The organism is Marinibacterium profundimaris, from assembly GCF_002210095.1.
In the GTDB taxonomy this organism is placed as follows: Bacteria; Pseudomonadota; Alphaproteobacteria; order Rhodobacterales; family Rhodobacteraceae; genus Marinibacterium; species Marinibacterium profundimaris.
This window is the reverse complement of the sequence record NZ_AQQR01000011.1, coordinates 84,502-97,271: the sequence shown is the minus strand read 5'-3', so window position 1 is coordinate 97,271 and position 12,770 is coordinate 84,502. Positions and strand designations below refer to the sequence as shown.

Annotated in this window: 17 protein-coding genes and 1 tRNA gene; 15 read left to right on the top strand and 3 right to left on the bottom strand. The window is 67.6% G+C overall.

Going from position 1 to position 12,770, the window contains the following annotated elements:
- Nucleotides 1-3: 3 nt before the first annotated feature.
- Nucleotides 4-1,131: an ABC transporter ATP-binding protein gene (locus ATO3_RS20210; RefSeq protein WP_088651716.1), complete on the top strand. Its 1,128-nt coding sequence runs from the start codon at nucleotides 4-6 to the stop codon at nucleotides 1,129-1,131.
- A 3-nt stretch (nucleotides 1,132-1,134) separates the two neighbouring features.
- Nucleotides 1,135-2,139 carry an ABC transporter ATP-binding protein gene (locus tag ATO3_RS20205; RefSeq protein WP_233152232.1) on the top strand — a complete coding sequence of 335 codons (1,005 nt, stop codon included), beginning with the start codon at nucleotides 1,135-1,137 and terminating at the stop codon, nucleotides 2,137-2,139.
- A gap of 87 nt (nucleotides 2,140-2,226) precedes the next feature.
- Here ATO3_RS20205 and ATO3_RS20200 read toward each other — a convergent pair whose 3' ends face one another.
- The 3 genes from ATO3_RS20200 to ATO3_RS20190 form a co-directional block, all read right to left on the bottom strand.
- Nucleotides 2,227-2,679 (bottom strand): YaiI/YqxD family protein, encoded by a 453-nt coding sequence (locus ATO3_RS20200; protein WP_088651753.1) that lies wholly within the window; start codon nucleotides 2,677-2,679, stop codon nucleotides 2,227-2,229.
- A gap of 124 nt (nucleotides 2,680-2,803) precedes the next feature.
- Nucleotides 2,804-3,418, bottom strand: coding sequence for a class I SAM-dependent DNA methyltransferase (locus ATO3_RS20195; protein ID WP_088651715.1), 615 nt, complete (start codon nucleotides 3,416-3,418; stop codon nucleotides 2,804-2,806).
- A 409-nt stretch (nucleotides 3,419-3,827) separates the two neighbouring features.
- Nucleotides 3,828-3,902 (bottom strand) — tRNA-Thr (locus ATO3_RS20190).
- Nucleotides 3,903-3,985: 83 nt separating this feature from the next.
- On the opposite strand from ATO3_RS20190, the gene ATO3_RS20185 reads away from it, so the two are divergent.
- The 13 genes from ATO3_RS20185 to ATO3_RS20125 all read left to right on the top strand — a co-directional run bounded on the left by ATO3_RS20185 (nucleotide 3,986) and on the right by ATO3_RS20125 (nucleotide 12,675).
- Nucleotides 3,986-4,168: a hypothetical protein gene (locus ATO3_RS20185; RefSeq protein WP_088651714.1), complete on the top strand. Its 183-nt coding sequence runs from the start codon at nucleotides 3,986-3,988 to the stop codon at nucleotides 4,166-4,168.
- Nucleotides 4,169-4,175: 7 nt separating this feature from the next.
- Nucleotides 4,176-5,441 carry a UDP-N-acetylglucosamine 1-carboxyvinyltransferase gene (murA, locus tag ATO3_RS20180; protein WP_088651713.1) on the top strand — a complete coding sequence of 422 codons (1,266 nt, stop codon included), beginning with the start codon at nucleotides 4,176-4,178 and terminating at the stop codon, nucleotides 5,439-5,441.
- Nucleotides 5,441-5,920 carry a DUF2948 family protein gene (locus ATO3_RS20175; RefSeq protein ID WP_088651712.1) on the top strand — a complete coding sequence of 160 codons (480 nt, stop codon included), beginning with the start codon at nucleotides 5,441-5,443 and terminating at the stop codon, nucleotides 5,918-5,920. The genes murA and ATO3_RS20175 overlap by 1 nt, the downstream gene beginning before the upstream one ends.
- Nucleotides 5,921-6,088: 168 nt before the next feature.
- Nucleotides 6,089-7,390 carry a histidinol dehydrogenase gene (hisD, locus tag ATO3_RS20170; RefSeq protein ID WP_088651711.1) on the top strand — a complete coding sequence of 434 codons (1,302 nt, stop codon included), beginning with the start codon at nucleotides 6,089-6,091 and terminating at the stop codon, nucleotides 7,388-7,390.
- Nucleotides 7,391-7,396: 6 nt separating this feature from the next.
- Nucleotides 7,397-7,876, top strand: a complete 480-nt coding sequence (locus ATO3_RS20165; RefSeq protein ID WP_088651710.1) for a UPF0262 family protein — start codon at nucleotides 7,397-7,399, stop codon at nucleotides 7,874-7,876.
- A 5-nt stretch (nucleotides 7,877-7,881) separates the two neighbouring features.
- Nucleotides 7,882-8,355, top strand: a complete 474-nt coding sequence (locus ATO3_RS20160; RefSeq protein ID WP_088651709.1) for an arsenate-mycothiol transferase ArsC — start codon at nucleotides 7,882-7,884, stop codon at nucleotides 8,353-8,355.
- A complete protein-coding gene (locus ATO3_RS20155; protein WP_088651708.1) occupies nucleotides 8,340-8,732 on the top strand; it encodes a ketosteroid isomerase-related protein in 393 nt (130 codons plus the stop codon). Before ATO3_RS20160 ends, ATO3_RS20155 begins: the two co-directional genes overlap by 16 nt.
- A complete protein-coding gene (locus tag ATO3_RS20150; RefSeq protein ID WP_088651707.1) occupies nucleotides 8,732-9,313 on the top strand; it encodes a GNAT family N-acetyltransferase in 582 nt (193 codons plus the stop codon). The genes ATO3_RS20155 and ATO3_RS20150 overlap by 1 nt, the downstream gene beginning before the upstream one ends.
- A gap of 250 nt (nucleotides 9,314-9,563) precedes the next feature.
- Nucleotides 9,564-9,833, top strand: coding sequence for a DUF4242 domain-containing protein (locus ATO3_RS20145; RefSeq protein WP_088651706.1), 270 nt, complete (start codon nucleotides 9,564-9,566; stop codon nucleotides 9,831-9,833).
- A 43-nt stretch (nucleotides 9,834-9,876) separates the two neighbouring features.
- Entirely contained in the window at nucleotides 9,877-10,764 is an 888-nt protein-coding gene (locus tag ATO3_RS20140; protein ID WP_088651705.1) for a carbon-nitrogen hydrolase family protein, read from the top strand.
- Between the two features lie 81 nt (nucleotides 10,765-10,845).
- Nucleotides 10,846-11,064 (top strand): translation initiation factor IF-1, encoded by a 219-nt coding sequence (gene infA / locus ATO3_RS20135; protein ID WP_005620785.1) that lies wholly within the window; start codon nucleotides 10,846-10,848, stop codon nucleotides 11,062-11,064.
- A 16-nt stretch (nucleotides 11,065-11,080) separates the two neighbouring features.
- The gene (locus tag ATO3_RS20130; protein ID WP_088651704.1) at nucleotides 11,081-11,659 is read left to right on the top strand and encodes a Maf family protein; all 579 of its coding nucleotides are present in this window, start codon (nucleotides 11,081-11,083) and stop codon (nucleotides 11,657-11,659) included.
- A complete protein-coding gene (locus ATO3_RS20125) occupies nucleotides 11,656-12,675 on the top strand; it encodes a ribonuclease E/G (protein ID WP_088651703.1) in 1,020 nt (339 codons plus the stop codon). The genes ATO3_RS20130 and ATO3_RS20125 overlap by 4 nt, the downstream gene beginning before the upstream one ends.
- The last annotated feature ends 95 nt before the right edge of the window (nucleotides 12,676-12,770 follow it).

Sequence of the window (12,770 nt, the reverse complement as noted above, 5' to 3'; positions counted from 1 at the left end):
GCCATGGAACACCCGAAGAAACCCGAACCCCATGTCCGCGACCCCCATCCCCGCGATACCGGCGGCCCCGCCCAGCCGATGCTTATCGCCCGAGACGTCAAGAAGCACTTCCCGATCCACGCCGGCCTGTTGAACCGTCAGGTGGCCGAGGTGAAGGCGGTGGACGGCGTATCGTTCTCGGTCATGAAGGGAGAGACGCTGGGCGTAGTGGGCGAATCCGGCTGCGGCAAGTCCACGCTGGCGCGACTGCTGATGCACCTGATGGACAAGGACGAAGGCGAGATCATCCTCGACGGTCTCTCGGTGGGCACCTACCAGGGGATGCCCCTGCAGGACCTGCGCCGGTCGATGCAGATGGTGTTCCAGGACAGCTATTCTTCGCTCAATCCCCGGCTGACGGTCGAGGATTCGGTGGCCTACGGTCCCTCGAAACAGCCGGGCATCTCGAAGAAGAAAGCGCGCGAGATCGCGCGCGACATCCTCGAGAAGGTTGGGCTGCGGCCCTCTCTTTTTGGCGCGCGTTATCCGCACGAGCTGTCGGGCGGGCAGAAGCAGCGGGTAAACATCGCCCGTGCGCTTGCGCTGGATCCCCGGATGCTGATCCTGGACGAGGCCGTTTCGGCTCTGGACAAGTCGGTCGAGGCGCAGGTTCTGAACCTGCTCAACGCGCTGAAGGCACAGCTGGACCTGACCTATGTCTTCATCAGCCATGACCTGCACGTGGTGCATTACATCTCGGACCGGGTGCTGGTCATGTACCTGGGCCAGGTGGTCGAGATCGGGCCGGTGGACCGGATCTATGCCGATCCGCGTCATCCCTACACCAGGGCGCTGCTGGACTGTCAGCTGTCGATGCATCCCGACGACCGGGTCGAACAGGCGCCGCTGGCGGGCGATCCGCCGAACCCGGTGAACCCGCCCTCGGGCTGCCGCTTTCACCCGCGCTGCCCCTTCGCCGAAGAGATCTGTTCATCGAAGATGCCGGAGCTGGGCGACACCCTGCGCGCCGGGCGCGACCAACATCTGACGGCCTGTTTCATGGCCCAGCCGAACTCCGGCCATTCGAAGGCGCCGACCCAGGCGGAGCTGCTCAAGCGCAGCGCGGCCGCCCCCGCGCCGATGGAGGCCTGATCCATGAACGACATGTCCCCCGCCAAACCCGCCCCCGGCGCCACCACGGGCCCGCTGGTGCGGGTCGAGGATCTGAAGGTCACCTTCGTCAGCCGCGAGGAATCCGTCAGCGCCGTCAACGGCATCAACTTCGAGCTCAAGCGCGGCGAAGTCATGTGCGTGATCGGCGAAAGCGGGTCGGGCAAGTCGGTGATGATGCGCGCGCTCATGCGGCTGCATCCGCCGAAACGCACGGTGATCGAGGGCACGATGGAAGTCGACGGCCACGATATCCAGTCCGTCCCGGAGCGGCAGATGCGCAAGCTGCGTGGCTCCACCGTGTCGATGATCTTCCAGGAGCCGATGACCGCGCTGGACCCGCTTTATACCGTGGGCGAGCAGATCGCCGAGACGGTGCGCCTGCACGAGGGCATCCCGCAGGAGGCCGCGATGAAACGTGCGCTGGAGCTGCTGGAACTGGTCCGCGTGCCGTCGCCGGAACGGCGGCTGAAGGCCTATCCGCACGAGCTATCGGGCGGGCTGCGCCAGCGGGCGATGATCGCGGTGGCGCTGTCCTGCAACCCCAGCCTGCTGCTGGCGGACGAACCGACCACGGCGCTCGATGCCTCGGTCCAGATTCAGGTGCTGGTGCTGCTGCGACGGCTGCAGAAAGAGCTGGGCATGTCGGTGATCTTTGTCACCCATGACCTGGGCGTGGCGGCGCAGATCGCCGACAAGGTGGCGGTGATGTACGCCGGCCGGCTGGTCGAATACGGCTCGGTCCGCGACGTGCTGCTGGACCCGAAACATCACTATACCAAGGGGATGCTCGCCTCGACCGTGGCCGAGCAGGAGAAGGGCAAGCCGCTGGGCGCCATCCCCGGCACGCCCCCCGATCTGCGCGCCCTGCCGTCCGGGTGCAGCTTTGCCCCGCGCTGCCGGGCGGCCAAGGCGATCTGCCGGTCGGTCCTGCCCGAGGAGTTCGACACCGGCGGCGGACACCGGGTGCGGTGCCACTTCCCGCTGTGATCGTGGGTGTCGGCGGGGCCCGAGACAGCCGGGATCGCCCTGACGCGGATCGGCCGGGCGTCCGCCCCTGAACCGTCGGCCCTGCGCTCAGCCGCGCAATGCGGCGCTCAGGGCCCGGTCCAGCGCCTGCAGGAAGCGCGACCTGTCCGCCTTGGAAAACGCGCGCCCGCCGCCCTGGTGGAACGGGTCTGAGGCGCGGATGTCCTGCATCAGGTCCCGCGTCGCCAGGCGCGGGCCGATGTTGGCGATGCTCAAAGCCTCGCCGTTGTGCTGAAGCACCTGCGCCCCGGCCTTCAGGCAGCGGTCCGCCAGCGGCAGGTCCGAAGTCACCACCACATCGCCCGGCCCGCACTGGTCGGCAATCCATCGATCCGCCTCGTCCGCGCCTTCATCGACGATGATCAGCCTGACCAGCGGGTTCTGCGAGGGCCGCAGCCCGCCGTTGCAGACCAGCAGCATCTCGACCTTCAGCCGTGTGGCCACGCGCTCGGCCTCGGCCTTCACCGGGCAGGCATCAGCATCGATGTAGAGCTTGGTCACGGGGCGCATCCTCCGGGCGTCATCCACGCGCCGCCGGATTGCGCGGCGCGGTCATGGCCTAGCGGCGGGGCAGGGGCGTGGCAATCCCCGGGGGCCACAGGGCGCGGCCAGGGCGGGAGCCGGATCAGCCGTCCTTGCGGGCCATCAGCACGCTGTGATCCTGTGTTTCTGGATCGCGGGCCATGAAACCGGTCAGCCGCATGCCGTTCTCTTCCAGGCATTGCGCATATCCGGCGGGCGAGAGCGAGGCGTGATAGACCGGCTCATTGCCCACGGTCCCCGCCTCGGACCCGGCGCGATGACCGACCGTGGTGAGAAACGCGCCACCCGGTTCCAGATGCGCCGCGATCCGGGCGATGCAATCGGCCTGTTCCTCGGGGCGCAGGTGGAAGAAGCTGTCCCAGGCGATGATCCCGTCAAAGGTCTCGCCCAGCTCCAGCTGCCGCATGTCGGCCTCGCGCCAGTCGCCCTCGGGCCAGCGGCCCCGGGCGATGTCCAGCATGGCGCGGGCGAAATCGACGCCGGTGACGGTGAAGCCCTCGGCGATGAACCACCGCGCGATCGGCTCGCCACTGCCGCAGCCCAGGTCCAGCACGCGCCCGCCCGGTGGCAGGCTTGCGGTGAAGCGCGCCAGCCACTTTGCCTCGAACAATGCCCGCGACCGCGCGGCATCGTAAAGCGCCGCCTGGCGCTCATAGACGTCCCGCGTATCCTCAGGGTCCGGTATCACCTTGTTCATGTCAGACCCTCCGTCATGACCCAACCTTGCGTTCCCGGCACGGCGCCCGGGGCGATCGCGACCCGCTAGCGCCCGATCAACCTGCCGTCCAGACCTTGTTCCCTGCAAGCATGGCCGGAGCCGGGGCGGGGAAGGGCAGGCCCCATTGCTCTACTTCGCCCGAACCGCGAGGACCCACCAGCCTCGGGCGGAGCGGTCCGGTTCATTGCCCGGGGGTCTTTGCGCGTCGGGCGGTGCGGTTCCGCCGCTGACCCGCGCGAGAGAATCACGCCGAACGCCCGGGCCGGGATTCGGCCCGGGCGGCAGGGATCCGCCTGTTGCGGCCCAGGGGCCGCGACAGATCGGCGAAACGCGCGGCTTAATGGGAAAGTCGCCGTCAAACTGCCGAAAACGATGATTTCAGGAGAGATGGTGCTGCTGGAGAGAATTGAACTCTCGACCTCTCCCTTACCAAGGGAGTGCTCTACCTCTGAGCTACAGCAGCGCCGTGGGCGGGTCTCTAATTGCAAATTCCGGGGGGCGCAAGGGCTATCTGGACGTGTTTTTCATGCTGCGATAGACAGGGGCATGACGGATAAGAAAAGCCCGTCGGGCGGGGCAAAACAGGCGACGACTCGGGAAGACCGGCTGAAAGCCGCGCTGAAGGCCAACATGGCCCGGCGCAAGGCACAGGCGCGCGCCCGATCAACTTCCTCCGCACCGAAGCACGGGACAGGTGAAACGCCCGAAGAGGCCGGGAACGAGGACTGAGACAGGTATGGATTCCATTATCGTGACGGGCAATGGCCCGCTGAACGGGCAGATCCCGATCGCAGGCGCCAAGAACGCCTGCCTGACGCTGATGCCCGCGACCCTGCTGTCGGACGAGCCGCTGACGCTGACCAATGCGCCGCGGCTGTCGGACATCCGCACCATGACGACGCTGCTGCAATCGCTGGGCGCCGAGGTGTCGACCCTGAACGAGGGCAAGGTGCTGGCGATGTCGAGCCATGACCTGTCGAACCTCACGGCGGATTACGACATCGTCCGCAAGATGCGCGCCTCGATCCTCGTGCTGGGGCCGATGCTGGCGCGCGCCGGGGCGGCCGTGGTGTCTCTGCCGGGCGGCTGCGCGATCGGCGCGCGGCCCGTGGACCTGCATCTCAAGGCGCTGGAGGCGCTGGGCGCCGAGCTGGAGCTGCGTGACGGCTATGTCCATGCCAAGGCCCCGGGCGGGCTGAAAGGGGCGGTGTTCGAATTCCCCTTCGTCTCCGTGGGTGCGACCGAGAACGCGCTGATGGCCGCGACGCTGGCGAAGGGCACGACCGTTCTGAAAAACGCCGCGCGCGAGCCCGAGATCGTCGACCTGGCCCAGTGCCTGCGCCGCATGGGGGCGCAGATCGACGGCGAGGGCACCGACACGATCACCATCCAGGGGGTCGAGCGCCTGTCGGGCGCGACGCACCAGGTGGTGACCGACCGGATCGAACTGGGCACCTACATGCTGGCCCCGGCCATTGCCGGCGGCGAGGTGGAGCTGCTGGGCGGCCGGCAGGACCTGCTGACGGCCTTCATCGAGAAGCTTGAAGAAGCCGGCGTGACGGTCACCGACACCGACAAGGGCATCAAGGTCAGCCGAAATGGCAACGGCATCCACGCGGTGGACGTGACCACCGCGCCCTTCCCGGGCTTCCCGACCGACCTGCAGGCGCAGATGATGGCGCTGCTGACGACGGCCGAAGGGGTGAGCGTGCTGGAAGAGAAGATCTTCGAGAACCGCTTCATGCATGCGCCCGAGCTGATGCGCATGGGCGCGCGGATCGACGTGCAGGGCGGCACCGCGAAGGTCACGGGCGTGTCCAAGCTGAAGGGGGCTCCGGTCATGGCGACGGATCTGCGCGCCTCGGTCTCGCTGATCCTCGCGGGGCTCGCGGCCGAGGGCGACACCACGGTCAGCCGGGTCTATCACCTGGACCGCGGCTATGAGCAGGTCGAGGAAAAGCTGCGCGCCGTGGGTGCGATCATCGAACGGGTGCCGGGCTGATGACTGAGGACGCGCGGTTCGAGGACGGAGGCGAGGCGCCGCTTTATCTTGGTGCGCTGGATGACGAGGATCTCGGTGTCCTGGCCGCGCTGGTGCAGGACGCGGTCTTTCCGATCACCGAGATGGCCTGGCGCCCCAAGGCGCGCCAGTTCGCCATCCTGCTCAACCGCTTCCGCTGGGAGGACGCGCCGAACGCCAAGGCCCGCAACCGACCCGTCGAACGGGTGCAATCGGTGCTGAGCGTCGAGAACGTGCTGCGCGTGGCCTCGCAGGGGATCGACCGGGCGGACAAGGACGTGATCCTGTCGCTGCTGTCGGTGACCTTCGAGCCGGCCGAGGACGGCACCGGCCACGTGGTGCTGACGCTGGCCGGTGACGGCGGCATCCGGCTGGAGGTCGAGGCGCTGGATGTCACGCTGCGCGATGTGACCCGGCCCTACGAGGCGCCCTCGGGCAAGATCCCCGATCACGACGCCTGAGCCGGGCGCAACAAGATTTTCCCGGAAAATCTTGGCAAATTTCTCTTGAAGAAATTTGGTCCGCGCGGCCCGAATGCCCATCGCGCTGATGCTTTCGTCGCACGGGCGCAGATCTTGAGCCTGCCCCGGCGTCCCGCTATGTGCGGCGGATCAATCGAGGAACATGTCATGCCGGTCTTTCTCAACAGCGCCGATCCGGAGTTCGAAGCATCCTTTGCCACGCTGCTGGCCGCCAAGCGCGAGGACAGCGCGGATGTCGACGACATCGTCGCGGGCATCATCGCGCGTGTGCGTGCCGAAGGCGACGCGGCGCTGGTGGCCCTGACCGAGAAGTTCGACCGCCTGACGTTGACGCCCGACACGCTGGCGTTCACAGCGCAGGAGGTCGACGCGCAGATCGAGAAAGTCGGCGCCGAGGACCGCGCCGCTCTGGATCAGGCCGCCGCGCGCATCCGCGCCTACCACGACCGGCAGATGCCCGAGGATGCCAGCTGGACCGATCCCGCCGGAGCCACGCTGGGCTGGCGCTGGTCTCCGGTCTCGGCCGCCGGCCTCTACGTCCCGGGCGGGCTGGCAAGCTATCCGTCGTCGGTCCTGATGAACGCGATCCCGGCCAAGGTGGCGGGCGTGGAGCGGCTGGCGATTACCGTGCCCACCCCGGGGGGTGAGGTGAACCCGCTGGTCCTGCTGGCCGCGCGGCTGGCGGGGGTGGACGAGATCTATCGCATCGGCGGCGCGCAGGCGATCGCCGCGCTGGCCTATGGCACCGAAACCATTCCCCCCGTGGACAAGATCACCGGGCCGGGCAACGCCTTTGTCGCCGCCGCGAAACGGCGGGTCTTCGGCAAGGTCGGCATCGATATGATCGCGGGACCGTCCGAGATCCTGGTGATCGCCGATGGCGACAACGATCCGGACTGGATCGCGCTCGACCTGCTCAGCCAGGCTGAACATGACGAAAGCGCGCAATCGCTGCTGATCACCACCGACGCCGCGTTTGGCCAGGCGGTGGCCGCAGCGGTGGACAAGCGGCTTGAAACGCTGGAGCGCCGCACCATCGCCGGCATCTCCTGGCGCGACTTTGGCGCGGTCATCACCGTGCCCGATCTGGCCACAGCCGCGAAGCTGTCGAACCGCATCGCGCCTGAGCATCTCGAACTCTGCGTGGCGGATCCGGAGGCGCTGGCGCCGCATTGCATTCATGCCGGCGCGATCTTCCTGGGTCAGTGGACGCCCGAGGCGATCGGCGACTACGTGGGCGGCCCGAACCACGTTCTGCCCACCGCGCGGTCGGCGCGCTTCTCCTCGGGGCTGTCGGTCATGGATTTCCTCAAGCGCACCACGCTGGCGCGGATGACTCCGGAGGCGCTCCGTGCTATCGGACCTTCCGCAGAGCGCCTTGCGCAGTCCGAGAGCCTGGAAGCCCACGGATTGTCCGTTCGCGCGCGGCTCGACATGTTGAACAGGTAACCGCCGATGTCCCATATCGCCGAGATCACGCTGGACGATTCCGCCCTGCCGCCGCCCACGCCGGAGATCGAGCAGGAGCGCAAGGTGGCGATCTACGACCTGCTCGAGGACAACACGTTCATCCTGCCCGCGCGCGACGGACGGCCCGTGGCCGATGGCCCCTACCGGGTGACCCTGTCGATCCGCGACAAGCGCCTGGTTTTCGAGGTCGATACGACCGACGATGAACGCGCGGCTGAATTCCACCTCTCGCTCGGGCCGTTCCGGCAGGTGGTGAAGGATTACTTCCAGATCTGCGAAAGTTACTTCGACGCGGTGAAGACCCTGCCGCCCAGCCAGATCGAAACGATCGACATGGCCCGGCGCGGCATCCACAACGAGGGCAGCCGGGTTCTGCGGGAACGGCTGGAGGGCAAGGTGGAGGTCGACGACGACACGGCCCGCAGGCTCTTCACCCTGATCTGCGTCCTGCATTTCGGGGGCTGAGGGCCATGTCGGAACCGTTGCCCCAATCGGTTCTGTTCTGTTGCGATCACAATGCCGTCCGCTCCCCGATGGCCGAGGGGCTGATGAAGAAGTTTTATGGCGAAGGCACCTATGTCCAGTCGGTCGGGGTGAAGAACGACATGGAGATCGACGGATTCTCGGTCGCCGTCTGCGAGGAGATGGGCGTGGAGCTGGCCCGGCACCGGTCGCGCTCTTTCGACGAGATGGAGCAATGGGGCGACGACCTGTCGTCCTTCGACCTGGTGATTGCCCTGTCGCCCGCAAGCCAGCGGCGGGCGCTGGAGCTGACGCGGTATTTCCACCTCGACGTGGAATACTGGCCGATCCTCGACCCCACGGGGCTGGGCGAAACCCGCGCCGACAAGCTGGCGCAATACAGGAAGGCCCGCGACCAGATCATCGGCAAGCTGACCGAACGCTGGGGCGCGCCCAAGGAGACGATATGTCCGACATCGTGAAGCAGTATTTCGAGGCCTTCAACGCCGGCGACACGGAGGCCATGCTGGCCTGCCTGGACACCGACGTGGCGCATCACGTCAACGAGGGCCGCATCCGTGTCGGCAAGATCAAGTTCGCCGAGTTCTGCGCACATATGAGCCATTGCTACCGCGAAGAGCTGACCGACATGGTGGTGTTCGAGGCGGAGGGCGGCACCCGTGCCGCGGCCGAGTACATCGTCAACGGCACCTACCTTGCCACCGACGCGGGCCTGCCGGAGGCCAGGGGCCAGACCTATCGCCTGCCGGCCGGGTCGTTCTTTGACATCAAGGACGGCAAGATCTCCCGCGTGACCACATACTACAACCTCGCCGATTGGGTCGCGCAGGTCTCCTGATGGAGGTCCGCGTGCTGACCGGCGCGGCGCTTGACGCCGCGCTGGATGATGTGGCCCGGCTGCGCATCACCGTGTTTCGCGACTGGCCCTATCTCTATGACGGGGATGTAGATTACGAACGCCGCTACCTGCAGGTCTACCGTGAGAGCGCGGCGGCCATCGTGGTCGGTGCCCATGACGGTGACCGGCTGGTGGGTGCTGCGACAGGCATGCCGCTGGCCGATCACGCCGACGATTTCGCCGCCGCCTTCGCGGGGTCGGGGATCGACATGGGATCGGTCTTCTACTGCGCCGAATCGGTGCTTCTGGCAGAATGCCGGGGCCACGGGATCGGGCATCGGTTCTTTGACGAACGCGAGGCCCATGCGCGGCGGCTGGGCTATGACAGGATCGCGTTCTGCGGGGTGATGCGCCCCGGCGATCATCCGTTGCGGCCCGAGGGTGCGCGTTCGCTGGAGCCGTTCTGGCGGGGCAGGGGCTATGCGCCGCTGCCCGGCGTGGTCGCGCATTTTTCCTGGAAGGACATCGACCAGGAGGCGGAGACCGACAAGCCCCTGCAGTTCTGGATGCGCGAGCTGTAAGCGGCGGGACGGGCGGTGGCAGGCCTCCCGCCCGCCCACCCCCGGCCCGCCACCGCCCGGCGCGGGATGGCTGGCCGTGCGTTCCCGGGCATTCGGCGCGACTCCGGGGCCTGCGTGGGGGAAGGCCTGCCAGTTCGGCGCGCGGGCCCGCAGCCCTGGACGGACAGGGGCCCGACCGTGGATTCCCTGAGAGCTGGAGCGAAACGCCCGACGGGCGTATCCTGTCCCCCTTCAAGGAGAGGAGGACCCCATGAAGAAATATGTCATCGAACGTGACCTGCCTGGTGTGGGCGCGATGAATGCCGAGGAGCTTTGCGGCGCGGCCAACACGTCGAACGCGGCGCTGGAGCAGGTGCCCGGCGTGCAATGGCAGCACTCCTACGTGACCGGCGACAAGACCTTCTGCATCTACCTGGCTGACAGCGAGGACGCGATCCGCAAACATGCCGAGATCAGCGGTTTTCCGGCCAACGTGATCACCGAGGTCAAGACCGTCATCGACCCGACCACCGGCGGCTAATCCGCCCCTTGTGCAGGCCCGGCGGCGGCGCTACCGATAAGCCATGAAAGTTGCCGCCGCCGCATATCCGCTCGACTGGCTCGACAGCTGGTCGCAATACGAGGACAAGATCTCAACCTGGGTCGCCGACGCGGCCGGGCAGGGGGCCGAACTGCTCGTCTTTCCAGAATATGGCGCGATGGAGCTTGCCACGCTCGATGGGCGCGAGACGGCGCAGGACCTGCAGAAGTCCTGCTGGGCCGTGGCCGACAGGTTGGAGGAGGCCGACAAGGTCCACGTGACACTTGCGGCGGAATACGGCGTGCATATCCTGGCCGCCTCCGGCCCGGCGCGGGCCGAGAGCGGCACGGGGACCAAACCCGTCAACCGGGCGCGGCTGATCACGCCGACCGGGCAGATCGGCGTGCAGGACAAGCAGATCCTGATCCCCTACGAGCGTGACCAGATGGACATGGACCCGGGCGGTCCGCTGCGCCTCTTTGACACCGCGTTGGGCAAGATCGGCGTGCTGATCTGTTACGACAGCGAATTCCCCCTGCTGGCCCACGCCCTGACCGAGGCCGACCTGCTGCTGGTGCCTTCGGCGACCGAGGCGCGCACCGGCCATTCCCGGGTGCGAATCGGGTCGATGGCGCGGGCGCTGGAGAATCAGTGTGTGTCGGTCATGGCCTCGCTGGTGGGCGAGGTCGACTGGAACGAGGCGGTCGAGGTCAACACCGGCCGCGGCGGGATCTTCGGACCGCCGGACAAGGGCTTTCCCGACAGCGGTGTGCTGGCCGAAGGGGTCTTCGATGTGCCCGCCTGGACCTGTGCCGAGGTCGAGCCGGGGCTGATTCACCGGGTCCGGTCCGAGGGTGTCGTGCTCAACCGCGCGCACTGGGCGGACCAGTCGGGCCGCGACGGTACGCCGGACATGATCGAGCTTCGCTGACAAGGCCCTTGAATTAAGGTCTGTGAAGGTCCATTTAAAGCGCGCCCGTGACTATGGCGGGCGTGCAAGGATGGAGACAACATGGCCAAGGAAGATACGCTCGAATTTCCCGGTGTCGTGAAGGAACTCCTGCCCAATGCGACGTTTCGGGTCGAGCTTGAAAACGGCCATGAAATCATCGCACATACGGCAGGCAAGATGCGCAAGAACCGCATCCGAGTTCTGGCTGGCGACCGGGTCCAGGTGGAAATGACCCCCTACGACCTCACCAAGGGGCGAATCAACTATCGCTTCAAGTGACGACGGCGACCGGCGCATGCGGCTGATCCTGGGATCTGGGTCTCCGCGCCGGCGCGACCTGCTGGCGCAACTCGGCGTCGTGGCCGAAGGCGTGCGCCCCCCAGATATCGACGAATCACCGGCACGGGACGAGTTGCCTCGCCCCTATTGCCAGCGCATGGCGCGCGAGAAGGCGCAGGCCGTCGGGGCCGCGCCGGATGAGCTTGTGCTGTGCGCGGACACCACCGTGGCGCTGGGTCGGCGCATCCTGGGCAAGCCCGCGGATGCCGGCGAGGCCGCGCAGTTCCTGCATCTGCTGTCCGGACGGCGGCACCGCGTGATCACGGCGGTGGCGCTGCGGCTGGGCGATCGCGTCTGGGAACGCGACGTGGTCAGCGCGGTGAAGATGAAGCGCCTGTCGGATCCCGAGATCAACGCCTACCTCTCCACCGGCGACTGGGAGGGCAAGGCCGGCGGCTACGGCATCCAGGGTCCCGCGGGGGCCTTCATTCCATGGATCAGCGGATCCTTCACCGGGATCGTCGGGCTTCCGCTCGCCGAGACGGCGGGGCTGCTGCAGGCGGCGGGCTACCCGCTTTACAGGGAGGCGGCATGAAGGGACGGCAGATCCTGCTCGATCATCTGGACGGCCGCGAGGCGGCGGCCCTGATGGTGGATGGCCAGCTGGACGACCTGCTGGTCGAGACGGACACGCCGGCGCCGGGCACGATCTATCGCGCGCGCGCCGACCGGCCGGTGAAGGGGCAGGGCGGCATGTTCCTGTCGACCCCTGACGGGCCGGCGTTCCTGCGCCAGGTCAAGGGTCTGTCGCCGGGGGAGAACCTGCTGGTGCAGGTGACCGGCCATGCCGAGCCGGGCAAGGCGGTGCCGGTGACCAACCGGCTGCTGTTCAAGAGCCGTTTTGCCATCGTGACCCCGGGTGCGCCCGGGCTGAACATCTCGCGCGGGATCCGCGAAGATGAAGAACGCGACCGGCTTCTGGAAATTGCACACGAGGTCATGGGGCCGAAGGACGCGGCCCTCCACGGGCTGATCGTCCGCTCCGCCGCCGAGGGCGCGGACGAGGACGAGATCGCCGAGGACATCGCCGCCATGTCCGAACTCGCGACGCGGGTGATGGCCGACCTGGACGGCGAACCCGAGAAGCTGGTGGAGGGCGATGGCCCGCACCTGCTGGCCTGGCGCGACTGGTCGGAGCCGGCCGAGGTGGTGACCGAAGCGGGATGTTTCGAGACCCACGGCGTGACCGAGGCGATCGAGGCTGCCCGTGGGGCGCGCGTCGGCCTGCCCGGTGGCGGTTCTCTTTACGTGGAGCCGACGCGGGCTCTGGTTGCGGTGGATGTGAACACCGGGGCGGATACCTCGCTGGCGGCGGGGCTGAAGGCGAATATCGCCTGCGCCCGGGCTTTGCCGCGCGCGCTGCGGGTGCGGGGGCTTGGCGGGCAGATCGTGCTGGACCTGGCGCCGATGCCGAAGAAGGACCGCCGCACCTTTGAAAGCGCGCTGCGCGCGGCCTTCCGGGCCGATCCGGTGGAGACGGTGCTGTCAGGCTGGACCCCGCTGGGTCACTTCGAATTGCAGCGGAAGCGGGCGCGGTCGCCGCTGGTCTGAGACAGTGGCGAGGCCGGGCAGCCCGTCGCAGCTCCCGCCCACCCACCCCGCAGCGCCGGGCTGCCCTTTGCGCGTACCGGGTCGCGGATCTCCGT